Origin of the sequence: Flavobacterium wongokense, assembly GCF_021608265.1 — a bacterium.
Classification (GTDB): domain Bacteria; phylum Bacteroidota; class Bacteroidia; order Flavobacteriales; family Flavobacteriaceae; genus Flavobacterium; species Flavobacterium wongokense.
This window is the reverse complement of sequence record NZ_JAKIHP010000001.1, coordinates 1,151,683-1,164,209: the sequence shown is the minus strand read 5'-3', so window position 1 is coordinate 1,164,209 and position 12,527 is coordinate 1,151,683. Positions and strand designations below refer to the sequence as shown.

The 12,527-nt window shown below is 39.1% G+C and carries 10 protein-coding genes; 1 reads left to right on the top strand and 9 read right to left on the bottom strand.

What is annotated here, in order from left to right:
* Positions 1 to 54: 54 nt before the first annotated feature.
* A complete protein-coding gene (locus L1S31_RS05015) occupies positions 55 to 2,685 on the top strand; it encodes a DUF5916 domain-containing protein (RefSeq protein ID WP_236463068.1) in 2,631 nt (876 codons plus the stop codon).
* On the opposite strand, the gene L1S31_RS05010 is transcribed toward L1S31_RS05015, so the two are convergent.
* Genes L1S31_RS05010 through L1S31_RS04970 form a run of 9 tightly spaced genes read right to left on the bottom strand, consistent with a single transcriptional unit; the run spans position 2,657 to position 12,527 of the window.
* A complete protein-coding gene (locus tag L1S31_RS05010) occupies positions 2,657 to 3,328 on the bottom strand; it encodes a methyltransferase (RefSeq protein WP_236463066.1) in 672 nt (223 codons plus the stop codon). The two genes, L1S31_RS05015 and L1S31_RS05010, sit on opposite strands and share 29 nt — an antisense overlap.
* A complete protein-coding gene (locus tag L1S31_RS05005) occupies positions 3,329 to 4,849 on the bottom strand; it encodes a B12-binding domain-containing radical SAM protein (protein WP_236463064.1) in 1,521 nt (506 codons plus the stop codon).
* 9 nt (positions 4,850 to 4,858) lie between these two features.
* A complete protein-coding gene (locus L1S31_RS05000; protein WP_236463061.1) occupies positions 4,859 to 5,767 on the bottom strand; it encodes a flavin reductase family protein in 909 nt (302 codons plus the stop codon).
* A complete protein-coding gene (locus L1S31_RS04995; protein ID WP_236463058.1) occupies positions 5,764 to 6,438 on the bottom strand; it encodes a class I SAM-dependent methyltransferase in 675 nt (224 codons plus the stop codon). Before L1S31_RS04995 ends, L1S31_RS05000 begins: the two co-directional genes overlap by 4 nt.
* Positions 6,439 to 6,440: 2 nt before the next feature.
* Entirely contained in the window at positions 6,441 to 7,607 is a 1,167-nt protein-coding gene (locus L1S31_RS04990; RefSeq protein ID WP_236463055.1) for a lipopolysaccharide biosynthesis protein, read from the bottom strand.
* A complete protein-coding gene (locus L1S31_RS04985; protein WP_236463053.1) occupies positions 7,604 to 9,148 on the bottom strand; it encodes a glycosyltransferase family 87 protein in 1,545 nt (514 codons plus the stop codon). Before L1S31_RS04985 ends, L1S31_RS04990 begins: the two co-directional genes overlap by 4 nt.
* 5 nt (positions 9,149 to 9,153) lie before the next feature.
* On the bottom strand, positions 9,154 to 9,900 hold the full coding sequence (locus tag L1S31_RS04980) for a glycosyltransferase family 2 protein (protein WP_236463049.1): 747 nt from the start codon (positions 9,898 to 9,900) through the stop codon (positions 9,154 to 9,156).
* Positions 9,893 to 11,014, bottom strand: coding sequence for a hypothetical protein (locus L1S31_RS04975; RefSeq protein ID WP_236463046.1), 1,122 nt, complete (start codon positions 11,012 to 11,014; stop codon positions 9,893 to 9,895). Before L1S31_RS04975 ends, L1S31_RS04980 begins: the two co-directional genes overlap by 8 nt.
* Position 11,015: 1 nt before the next feature.
* Positions 11,016 to 12,527 (bottom strand): glycosyltransferase family protein, encoded by a 1,512-nt coding sequence (locus L1S31_RS04970; RefSeq protein ID WP_236463043.1) that lies wholly within the window; start codon positions 12,525 to 12,527, stop codon positions 11,016 to 11,018.

The window sequence follows — 12,527 nt, the reverse complement described above, 5'->3', positions numbered from 1 at the left end:
ATCATGTAACAATTCGTTGAATGTGGTGACTATTTAATATCAATCATCACAACCATGAAGCCATCAACCAAACTATTCATTCTGCTTTTATTGCCTTTTGCAGCTGTTCAGGCTCAGGATAAGCCTCTGATAGAGAAAAGGGTTTATACCACAAAACCCATAGACGGACTCAAAGCTCCTGAAGTAGATGGAAAACTCGACGATAGTTGTTGGGATACTGTCGAATGGGCAACCGATTTTATAGAACGCGAACCCGATGAAAATACTCCACCAACGGAGCAAACCAAATTCAAGATAGTTTACGACAAAAACTACCTTTATTTTGCGTTCCGATGTTATGACAAAGACCCAAAAAAGATTGTAAAACGGATGTCGCGCCGCGATGGTTTTGAGGGGGATTGGATTGAAGTCAACATCGATAGTTACCACGATAAACGCACCGGATTTTCTTTTACCTCATCGGTTTCGGGAGTAAAAGGTGATGAGTTCATTTCTTTTAATGGCAATAACTGGGACGGAAGCTGGAACCCAATATGGGTGCTGAAAACGGCTATTGACGAGGAAGGCTGGACTGCCGAAGTAAAAATTCCACTGAGCCAGCTAAAGTTTGGAAATGACAAGGAACAAATCTGGGGATTACAGGTTCAAAGAAGGTTTTTCAGGGCCGAAGAACGTTCTGTCTGGCAGCGTGTCCCGCTTGACGCTCCGGGTTGGGTAAGTGAATTTGGAGAATTACGCGGACTCATCAATATACAACCTCAAAAACAATTAGAAATCCAGCCTTTTGTGGTTACACAACTTAAAACGTATCCAAAAGAAGAAGGAAATCCATTTAGGGACGGAAAGGATACCAAACTAAATGGTGGTCTTGATGCCAAAATTGGGATTACCAACGACCTGACTTTAGACCTAACCATCAATCCTGATTTTGGACAGGTGGAAGCCGATCCTGCTGCCATTGCATTAGACGGATTCCAAATATTCTTTCAGGAAAGAAGGCCTTTCTTTGTTGAGAATAAAAATATTTTTAACTACCAATTTGCCGACGGCCAGGACAATCTTTTTTATTCCAGAAGGATTGGAAGAAATCCGCAGGGCTATCCGAATACCACAGCCGGAGAATATGTTGACATCCCGGACAATACGACAATCCTTGGCGCGGCCAAATTTAGTGGAAAAACAAAAAACGGCTGGTCATTGGGAATTTTGGAAAGTTTGACCGATAAGGAATTTGCAAAAGTCAGTGACAACGTAACCCAACGTGAGGAAATTGTCGAACCCATGACCAATTATTTTGTGGCAAGGGCGCAAAAGGATTTCAACAACCGCAATAGTTTCATCGGTGGAATTTTCACTTCCACAAATAGGAACCTGCAGGATGGCGAGCTTAATTATTTAAGGAAATCGGCCTATACTGCCGGAATTGATTTTAACCACAACTGGAAGAACAGGAAATACTACCTAACAGGGCACATTGTTGGGAGCCACGTAACCGGAAGCAAGGAAGCCATCACCGAAACCCAACGCTCACTCACGCATTTGTTCCAAAGGGTTGATGCCGGGCATGTAAATGTTGATGAAAACAGAACTTCCCTAACCGGAACCGGAGGTCGTTTTGAAATTGGGAAATCAAGTGTAGGGCATTGGCGTTATTACGGATTTTTTTCCTGGCGTTCGCCCGAATTGGAACTCAATGACGTTGGTTTTTTAAGACAGGCTGACGACATCAAACAAATCGGAATCCTGACGTATCAAACCTTAAAGCCAATCGGTGTTTTTAGAAGGATAAATTCCCGCTTCGAGCAAATGACCACTTACGATTTTGATGGAAACCACAATAGGACGCAGTTTACCCTAAGCTCTGATGCCAATACCAAAAACAATTGGTATTTGAATTACCAGCTTGTTTACAAACCACGCATTTATACCAATACCGTACTTCAGGGCGGACCAAGGTTCCGATATTCTGAGGAATTATTCAATTCCTTTAATTTTGGCACCGATTCCAGGAAAAAATTGCGGGGTGAAATTGGAGGAGTGTATTCTCAAGGAAAAAACAATTCGTTCTCGTATGCCGAATTCAACACCGGATTTACATTGCAGCCTATAAATGCGCTAACCTTTTCGGTATATCCAAATTATTCAATCAACAAAAGTAAAACACAATACGTAACCCAAACCAATTTTGGAAGTACACCAAGGTATATCATGGCCGATATCGACCAAAGGACGCTTGGCGCTTCGGTGAGGCTCGATTATAATATCAATCCAAACCTAACGATTCAATACTACGGTGAACCGTTCATTTCGAGGGGAAGGTATAAGGACTTTAACAAGGTTGTAAATCCGACTGCGAGTTATTTCAGGAACCGGATTGAAGTTTTTGATGCCAACCAGATTTCCTTTGATACAGCAAGCAACACTTATTTGGTCGATGAAGATGCAAACGGCGCAACAGATTATACTATTGAAAATCCCGATTTTGCCTATGTGCAGTTTCGCTCCAATTTGGTTCTGCGTTGGGAATACATTCCGGGTTCTGAAATATTCCTGGTTTGGTCTCAGGGAACGACTGGTTTCGGAAATCCAAAAGACGATTTATTCAACAGCCTTGATTCGCAGATATTAGGAAGAAAACCCGAAAATATCTTTTTGATTAAGGCCACGTATCGTTTCTTACTTTAAAAATATAATTGGTTTCAACCAAATCCTTTTTCTCTAAAACAAGTTCAAAAGCCATTTCATTTTTACGTGCGATGGTTTTTATTTTTTCCAAATCGCAATCCTGCGACAATATCATGTAGCATTGGGTTTCGTTTGATAAATATTTTGGAAGTTGTGAAAAAAGCTTGTCAAAATACTCGAAGTTTTCGCCACAAAACCACGCCTGCTCTTTTATATTTTTGGGCTTTTTCGGATAATACGGTGGATTGATAATGATATAATCCAATTCCTGATTCCCGATTTCATCAAACAAATCCGAATACACAACCTGAACCTGCAGCTTATTTTTTAAAGCATTATTTTCCAGATAATTTAAAGCCGTCTTATTGATATCAGAAGCGATTGCGAATGCCTTTTTCTTTGCTGCGAGAAGTGAGATGATTCCACTGCCACAACCCAATTCCAAAACTGTTTTGTTTTCCAGATTCATTTCATTGATAAAATCCAAAAGGATTTTGGTGCTAAAGGTCATTTGGGGTGGGAAAACATCTGGATGGATTTTGACAGAAATATCCTGATAGCAATAATCCCTAGGTTTAGAGTAGTAAAACTGCAAACCAAACTTGAGAAAAGGGTGTGATATTTTCTTTAAAAACAATCTCATCTACTCAGAATAAAAACCTTCAATCTCAGGCTGACGGTACTTCCACAATTTATGCAAAGCCTTAATCTCATAAGGATAATTATAAATTCCGGTTTTATACCTCAAACTCGAAACCGACTGCAGAATGATTTTTTTGAATCCGCGAATCCTAAAATCGGAAACCGTTGGATAATACCCATTCAGAACCGTTTCAAAATTTTTAATCGTGTCAATCATATATGGTTTCAACCAAGGTGTCAATGGGTTTTTTCGCAAATCGAAATTCTCCCAGCTTGGTGAAATCCAGTCTTCCAAATGCTGCGGAAATGAAAATCCGGCATCCAGAATCTGTTGGTACAATTCGGAACCTTCGGTTGGAACCGGGCTAAAAAGGTAAATGATAATCTCGGCATTCGGATTGATCTGCTTGATTTCCTTGATGAAATTAATGTCCCACAAAATCTGGTCATACACCTCTTTTTCAGTTTTCGCCGGCATTCCCAATACAAAGGAAAGTTCGGGAATAATATCGGCGTTTTTCATCCGCAGCACAAAATCCTTAATCATCTGCCCACTTTGCGTTCCGCCTTTGTTCATTTGCTTCAGCACGGCATCATTACCGGTTTCGGCACCAAGGAAAATCATTTTGCAACCCGCTTTCCGCATTAGTTTTAAATCCTCATCGCTGTACATATTGATGGTATCAATTCGGCCTTCACCCCAATAACTGATGTTGTCGTTCATGATCAATTCGGAAAATTCCAAAACCCTTTTTTTGGCTGTAAAGAAATTATTATCGTGGAATTCAACCGCGTCAATGTTGTGTTTTTCCTTAAAATATTTGACATCTTCATAGATTCGCGCGGCCGACATGCCTTTCCATTTGGCATTGTAAATTGGGACTACGGCGCAAAACGAACACGAAAACGGACAGCCCATGCTCGAATGATAGGACAGCGTTTTATTGCCCATAAAGGTTTTGGCCAAATAATTTTTGACCGGATAAAAGGAATTCAGGTAATCATAAGGAAACTTGGGCAACGTATCCTGGTCCAATAAAGCTTCGACAGCAGTTTTGGTGATTTCGCCTTTTTCGTTTTTATAAATCAGGTTTTTGATAAAGAATATTTCTTCCTTTTTATGGTTTTCCAATGCATCGATTAAAGCCGGAAAAGCGACATCACCAGGTCCGTTAATCACATAATCCACAACACCCGATTCTAACGAAACCTTGTATTGATTGGCCGCAAAATAACCTCCCCAAATTGTTGTCGTTTCCGGAAAAAGTTCCTTTATTTTTTTGGTAAACGGAATCGCCTGACGCAATTGAGGCCCAGGCATCACGGTTGAACCGAAATATTTAAATCCACCTGTTTTTAAATAGTTCTCAATAGTCTGCCACGGATTTTTCTCGAGATTCCCATCGACAAAAACGTATTCGTATTTCCCATGAATGGAAGCTCCAACCTGCAGGATGGAATTTGGGATTCTATGCTTGCCATTGGCGCTTTTGGGATTGAATATGATGATTTTGTTTGACATATTATTTGATTAAACCAGGCTATATTCCGGATTATTGAGATAATTTAGAAAGTGGATGTGATATAAATTGGGCTTTTCCTCATTTACCGTAACCGTATTTATTGCCTTTCCCCACAACAACATATGGCTTCCTAAATTTAGTGTTTTTTTAATTTCTATTTCATGATATTTTATTGCCGCTTCAGGGATTGGGAATTCAAATTCTTGGGTCGGTTTTAGGTCAAATGGCAATGAATCCAACTCTGGCGGATTCCCGGAATGATGCTTTGACAATGCATAAATCTCTTCTTTCAGCGAAGCCGGAAATTCAGACGCTGCAATTTTTCCTTCCTCAATTATGCGTTCCAAAGTCTTGTTCGAATGCCGCAATCCAAACACAAACCAGTCTGTTTCGGGAACACTTCCAGCCAAATCCATTGGAAAAATGTTGAAATAACCTTCCTTTTTAAAAGAAATCAGCCTCACCTTTCTTGGATAACTAAATGCCGCAGCCAATTTGTTAAACTGGCTAAACGATTGTCCAGGCCTTTTGTAATACAGGTTATAAATCAGCCTCATTTTGAAAGAGCTGCAATAAAACACTTCGCTATGCTGTACTTCAAACAAAAACAGCATTCCTTCCTTTTCGGATATGGAATCGGTGAATTTTAATTCCAAAACAGCAACTCTTATATTTTCTTTCGAATGGAAATGCAATTGGCAATTCGATTCTTTATCGATACCCAAATCATTGTCAGACCAGATTCCGAAAACCATAGGTTCCAATGACAAAAGCCATTGCGTTTGGGAAACGTCAAACTGCTTTCCGTTGATTTCAAATAGCACTTTATCCGTCATTGAATTTGCATCTAAAGCAACGGCAGGAAACTCCTTAAAAAAGGATTGCCCAAATAAAATCATGTTGAGTAGCTTTCTCATTTTCGCTTTAAATGGATTAATGAAAATCCGTGTTCCCTGAGTCGTTCACAACAGATGAATTCAAAATTCGCTTTCGATGCCTTACGGATTGCGGTCACCGAATGAAGATATACCTGTTGGTCTTCGCCCTGATATTCAATCTTTAATTTCATTGGTTTGGCTTCAAACAGCATTTGGATTCTTTTTTTCAGCCCGTAATCCAAAACCAGAAAAAACAAATCTGCTTTTGGAGCCATTACTAAAGCCATATTTTCAAAGAGCAGCTCAATGTCGACAATACAATTTAAAACAGCAAAATTGGCAATTACCCCACTCACTTTCTGCTGAAAAGGAAGCGTTTGATTCCATTTAGTAAAATCAGTTTGTTCCTCTTTTAAGAAAGTAATGCCTGAATTAGGGAATTTTTCCATAGCAATTCCTCTCATCCCAGATGATGGTTCACAGAAAATTACCGAATAATTATTCGCTGAAAGCCATTTTAAATCTTCTCCTGTTCCGCCACCAAAATCCAAAACCAAACCTTCCTTTACCTGTGAAATGAATTGCTGCGCCACTTTTTTGCGCACTAGGTCATTCTTGACTTCATGCTTAAGAATGGTGTCGTATGCCGCAGCTATCTTGTCATAATAGCTGATGTTTTTCTGGTTGGTATGTTCCTGGTTTTGCTTCATTCTCAATCAGGTTTTTTTGAAAAATGGGTAAGATATTGATAAGCGGTAAAAAACTGCGCAACGGCCGAACCTATTAAAGCTCCTTTCAATCCGTAACCAAAGTAAAGCAAAAGAACCGAAACCGCACTGTTGATTACAATGGCAATTATCCCGGTCTTCAAAACAAAATCCTGCTTGTTTTCCTTGTATAAAATCAGGATCTTAACGGTATATAAATAAGGCGGGAAAGTTATCAGGAATCCCAACAGGTAATAATCAAAATCCAAATCAAAACCATAAACATATTTTGTAATCAAAAACAAAACTGCCAGGCTGAAGCAGACAATCAATGGCGAAACAAAGGAAACAAAGCGTTGGAAAACATTGACTGAACTTTTCTGCAAACGGTAAATATTCTTCATATACGGAAAAATCAGAAATGTCCCGAAAGCGTGGATTAAGATAAAAAACGCTGTGATGATTTGATAAACCGCAATATTTTCAGCCGATTCAAAAACGGTTATGATTACAAAATCTGCCCGCGATTGCAGAAACCCAACCATATTCAGCAGGAAGAAGGAAACTGCAGCAATAAGGTATTTTTTGTCAACCTTGAAATGTATTCTTTTCAGCTCAGGTAAATACATGATGGTATAAAGAATTGTTCGTATCAAATTGTAATATGCATAGTATTCGACGAGCTTTTCGGTAGTAATTTTGTCAAGGTATAATGCCAAAAGAAGTAGTGCAAACGAGACAATTTCGATAAGGATTGATTGGATGTAATCGCGTTTGTAAATCCAGAAAACCATTAGCGACTGCGAAATATAGAGCGAAACGATCCATAACGAAAAATACCAAAAACAGCTTATCGGGAAAACGAAAAAAACCGCAATGACGCCAATCAATAAAAGGACTAACCTAGAATTGAAAACCAGGTAAAAGTTATCGACGATTTGGTTTGGGGTTTTACTGAATTCCCGAATCAGGTAATCCTTGTTTCCCCAGCTCGTTACGATGTTGATGATGTTGATGTAGATGAAATAGGCTGCAAAAGTTCCCCACAGTTCCTTCGAATACAACTTGAATACAAAGACCGAAAGCGCCAAAGTCAGGATTTGACTCAGCACTTGTTTCAGGATATTCACCAAAACAAGTTTTACCCTTTCAAATGTTTTCTTTAGATTCATTTCAGTCGAATTATCCTGATGGTGTAAAATCCAATTCCGCGTCCGTAATCCGAAAGGTAAAGAATGGCTTTGTGGTCAATCAGCATTGGTTTGAGCTTATTGCTGTTGTCAAAGGTAAGCTGCCTGTTTTTATAAAAAACCTGATTGTTCTTTAGGCTGAGAAGCTTAACTTCATTGCAGTCAAAAGGCATTACCTCTCCATTCCTTCTATTTCCGTCTTTGCATTCGGCTACTAAATTATCGTTTGCTATTTTATAGTTGTAAATCAATATTGGTGCATCAGGAAGCATAATATGTGATGTTACCTTTTCCTCCTTTTTAAAAATCAGGACCAAAATCATTGGTAAAAGCGTTGCAGCAACAATTAACTTCCAGTTGATTTTTTGCTCGAGTTCCATAACAAACAAAACAAAAAACAGCAGCAATAGAAATAGCCTTAAATACGAAAATGGAAAATCATTGCTGATAAAAAGCGACAGCGGAACATTGCTGATTAAAAATAATAAGGCGCAAAAAGTCAGCTTTTTGATGTTCGAAATGTCGCTTTTCATTAAAACCAAAAACGGGAACAGCAACAAAATAAAAGTGTAAGTGCTTCCGTAAGGCGAAAGCAGGATCATTGCCAAAACCCAGAATGAAAAGGCAAAAAATACATTATACCTCCATTTTGACACAAAAAAACCCAGCGTTAAAATCCCAATCTTGAAAGCCAGCATCAAGGCTGAAAACAAAACGGGATAATTAAAAAAAGCTTTCGGATTTTCGATTAGGTCAAAAACCAAAAGTTGTTTCAGGAACATGAAAACCGATTGGTAATTCGGTTCAAAAGCAGTAGCAATCTCTCCGTCGGAAGCCTTTGGCAAAACTTCAGCGAGGTAAAATTTCCAACAGTCTATTCCGGTGAAGAAAATGGAAATTCCCAACAGCGAAAAGCAAAAACCAAAAATATACAACAGTGCTTTCCCCTGTTTTTTGAATAATAGGAACACTAGCAACAACAGCGGGAAAACCTTCAATAAAATAGCAAGGCTCCAAAAGAAAGCCATGGCTTTGCAATTTTCCTTTTCATACGCGAGCCAGCCTTCGGCCAGCAGGAAAAACAATAAAAAATAGACCTGTCCAAAAAGCAGGTTATTTTTGATTGGGACCAAAAATAAGATGGGAATCAACAAGGCAAGCTTCGGATTGATTCGGTAAAACGAAAACAATCGGTAAATGCTGGTTGCGAATAACCCTATCGAAATGCAGTTGAAAACCAGCTTCGACACTACAATCGAAAGCAATGAAAAAGGCAGGAAAAACAAGGCTAAAAATGGCGTGTTGGGCGCATAATTGGCAAAAATGTTTTGGTAACCCAAACCGGAAATGGCTTTGTTGAACTGGTATGGAAAATAAACCTGCGTATTAAAAGTACCCTCTGACAAAAGCTTTCCGCCAAAATAATAATTGGTAAAATCGTGAATGGGAAAATCAATTGCTTGGTATCCATAAAAACCACAGAGCAGCAGCAACGGAAGAAAAGGATAATATTTAAGAATCATATTTTTCATAAATTCCTAAAAAGGGCAAACGAAGCCATTTTTGTTTTCTGTAAAAAATAAGAAAAGGAAACCCGCAAAACGCCCAAACCGTAAGTAATACTTCTGCTGAAATTAATCGAGCTTGCTTCTTCAAAATAATTTGCCGGACAGGATATCTCGCCAATTTTGGCATTCAGGTAACAACACTGCGCGAGGATTTCATTGTCAAAAACAAAATCATCAGAATTGTTTTTAAAATCGATTTTCTTCAAAAATTTTACATCAAAGCAGCGGTAACCTGTGTGGTATTCGGAAAGTTTTTGGTTCATTAAAACATTTTGGACGAATGTCAAAATCCGATTCGAAACATATTTATAAAAAGGCATTCCACCTTTTAAGGCGCCTTTCCCTAAAATACGGGAGCCCAAAACCACTTCGTACAAATCTGTGGCAACCAGGGAACACATAGCCGGAATCAGCTTTGGCGTGTATTGATAATCGGGATGCAGCATCACAATAATATCGGCATTGAGTTCAATGGCTTTTTGATAACAGGACTTCTGGTTGGCGCCATAACCTTTGTTGGAATCGTGCGAAATGATGTGTTTGATTCCGATTTTTTGGGCAACGGAAACGGTTTCGTCATTGCTGAAATCATCGGTCAAAATCACTTCGTCAACAATATCAAAAGGAATTTCCTCAAAGGTTTTTTGAAGTGTTTTATCCGCATTGTAAGCCGGAAGGACGACGATTATTTTTTTGTTATTAATCATTTAGATGGTTGACTTCAATTGTTGATGCTTCCCTAACGTGGCTCGAAACGGGCAATCCCTGAAATGGTGCTAAGCTTTCAATATCATTCCTGTCGTATAATGTTCCCAAAAAAGGGAATTCATCATAAATATGCGTCGGCAGTCCCGAAAGCAAATCCTGGACTTGTGCCAAAGGTAAATTCCATTCGAGGCTCAATCGTTCTGCCGATGGTTCCATAAACGAAATATACAACAGTTCTGTCAAAGTGTGTTGTTGTGTTTGTGCAAAATCGACGCCGTCGGTCAGGGCTAATTTCTGGTTTCGGTTGCTTTCGCGATAACCCAAAAGCGTATCCCTGAAATCTTCATAAGTCAGAAAACCAACATGGTCGTCATTGGCATAAAACAAAGGCTGGATATTGGACTCATGGCACCACATGCATTTGGCTGGTTTTCCGGCGTTCGAATGTGCAGCATCGGCATTGGTTTTCCTATTGCCTTCCAAATCGAAAATGCCAAAACGCAACTGGCCGTTCGGCAATAATTCGATGGTTTCATATTCATAAATTTCGCCTGAAACCGGATCAACTTCTTCCGAAAGGAACACCTGGTTGAAGCCGTTTTGTTCCGAAAAGCGAATGATTCGGTTTTCCAAGGAAACTCCCGAATTATCTACATACCCTTTTTGTGGCAGCAAAGTGTATTGATTGATGACTTCGGTAAGTGTTTTTGGTGTTCCAACAATTTCATAATAATGCTCTGAAGCGCCAATGAGCAAGGTCACAAATCTTCCCAAATCGACTGCATTGTTGGTTTGGTATTCGGGTGTGGATTTTATTTTTCCTATCAATTGCAACAATTTCTGTTGTGCGTTTTCGGTAAATCCCAGTTTTTTGATATCGATTGTTATGGTCGAATCGGTGTTGGAAAAACCGGCATTGGAACTTGGTAAAACCGCGCCAACATAAGACAACGCCCATTTTAAACCAATTAATGATTTGTCGATGGTGTCATCGGCGTAAGCCTTATTCCATTTCAGGTTAATCTTGACCTCCGTTTCGATTAAATCGGAATAGGAATCCCGTTCACACGAAATGAAAAAAAGCAAACAAAAACAGAGCAGTAATTTTTTCATTTTATTCTTCTCTTTTAGAAACTTCGAACACATAATAATTTAGGGTTCCGCCAATGCTTACGTCAAATCGGTCCAGATAACGCACCTTGGTTTTGGCACTGATATTTACCCAATCATTGACCAATTTATTGGTCAGTCCGTAATAGGAAACAAACACAAAATGCTTTTCCTTTAGCAAATGTCCGTCAAGCATCGCGATGACTTCCTTATCGTCAATTTGGCCACAAACCGAATCCCAACGGCAAAAACTTTGATAGCTATCAGTACACAAAAAATAGACTTTCTTCTGAAGATACGCACTTATTGGCGTTCCCTCACAGCTAACTGAAACGATTTGCCGGCTATCAAGCTTATTGCTTTTTAAATAATCTACGGTTTCCTTAGCCGACGCAAACGGATAGTTGAAATCCATCGAATACGCATAAATCCCCACTCCAAAATGAAGGAGCAAAATGGAGTAAACAATAGGTTTTTGCAACGACGCCAATCGAAACGAACTCAGGATTTTTTTTAGTTTGGAATCTTCAGGATTGTAATAATGCTCTATCCAAAGCCCGATGATAATCAGTAAAAAAGTCATTCCCTGGAAACGCGTTGAAGTCCTTTGTGTGATAAAAAAGAAAATCTGCGCCCCGATTAAAGCGGTATAAACAAAAAACAAGGTCTTCCTGTTTTTGAAAAACAAAACCAACGGAAGTGCATACATCAGCAATCCCAAAATGGCAGCAATGGGTTTATAGGAATCTACAATGAGATTGAGGTTCCAAAAGTGTAGCGTCCTAAAATTAGGAATGACTACGACTCCTTTAAAGAAGGAAATGAAACCCGCTATTGCCTTTTCGGGAAACGATAATCGGCTAATGGGCTCCAAAAGCCAATCGGAATGCGTGGAGTGAATTTGGAAATAAATCAAAATCAAACCCAAAGCAAAAACCGAATACCCAACGAAGAATTTGGTTTGAAAGAAATTTTTGTTCTGAATTTGCTCGACAATTAACGTCAAAAACAAGGCAAATGCCGGCACACTGAAAAGCAAATGCGTATTGGCTGCCAAAGCCAGAAACAGGCAAAACAACGAAAATCGCTGTTCCCTTTTCTCAAACAACGAGCAGGCCAAAAAAAGGAAAAGGATGCCCAAACTATAATTACGGCTTATCAGGTTGTATTCAAAAACCATAAAATACCCAAAGATGAAAAGGGCTTTAAAAAGCCAGTCAAAAGGTGCTTTTCTAAGAAAAACAACAATAGCTGTACTTGAAATCAGAATGTGTAAAAACTGCATCCAAAATGGGTCGTAAGTAAATCGCGTGACGCCATACAACATCAGGTTCCACAATAACGGATGTCCTTCCAGCCTTGTGTTTTGTATCAATTGGGAAACCGAATTACTGTCACGTGCCAACAACCAATGTTGCGCTTCATCAAGCCATAATTCATGATGCAAAATACCGACAAAGCTTACTGCAAAATAGAGTAAGCTCAATAAAATCAGGTATTTTGTGTCTTTTGCCAA

Bases quoted from the DNA above. Each gene is read 5' to 3' on its own strand.
- L1S31_RS05015 (WP_236463068.1), top strand. From the start codon at position 55: ATGAAGCCATCAACCAAACTATTCATTCTGCTTTTATTGCCTTTTGCA.
- L1S31_RS05010 (WP_236463066.1), bottom strand. From the start codon at position 3,328: ATGAGATTGTTTTTAAAGAAAATATCACACCCTTTTCTCAAGTTTGGT.
- L1S31_RS05005 (WP_236463064.1), bottom strand. From the start codon at position 4,849: ATGTCAAACAAAATCATCATATTCAATCCCAAAAGCGCCAATGGCAAG.
- L1S31_RS05000 (WP_236463061.1), bottom strand. From the start codon at position 5,767: ATGAGAAAGCTACTCAACATGATTTTATTTGGGCAATCCTTTTTTAAG.
- L1S31_RS04995 (WP_236463058.1), bottom strand. From the start codon at position 6,438: ATGAAGCAAAACCAGGAACATACCAACCAGAAAAACATCAGCTATTAT.
- L1S31_RS04990 (WP_236463055.1), bottom strand. From the start codon at position 7,607: ATGAATCTAAAGAAAACATTTGAAAGGGTAAAACTTGTTTTGGTGAAT.
- L1S31_RS04985 (WP_236463053.1), bottom strand. From the start codon at position 9,148: ATGATTCTTAAATATTATCCTTTTCTTCCGTTGCTGCTGCTCTGTGGT.
- L1S31_RS04980 (WP_236463049.1), bottom strand. From the start codon at position 9,900: ATGATTAATAACAAAAAAATAATCGTCGTCCTTCCGGCTTACAATGCG.
- L1S31_RS04975 (WP_236463046.1), bottom strand. From the start codon at position 11,014: ATGAAAAAATTACTGCTCTGTTTTTGTTTGCTTTTTTTCATTTCGTGT.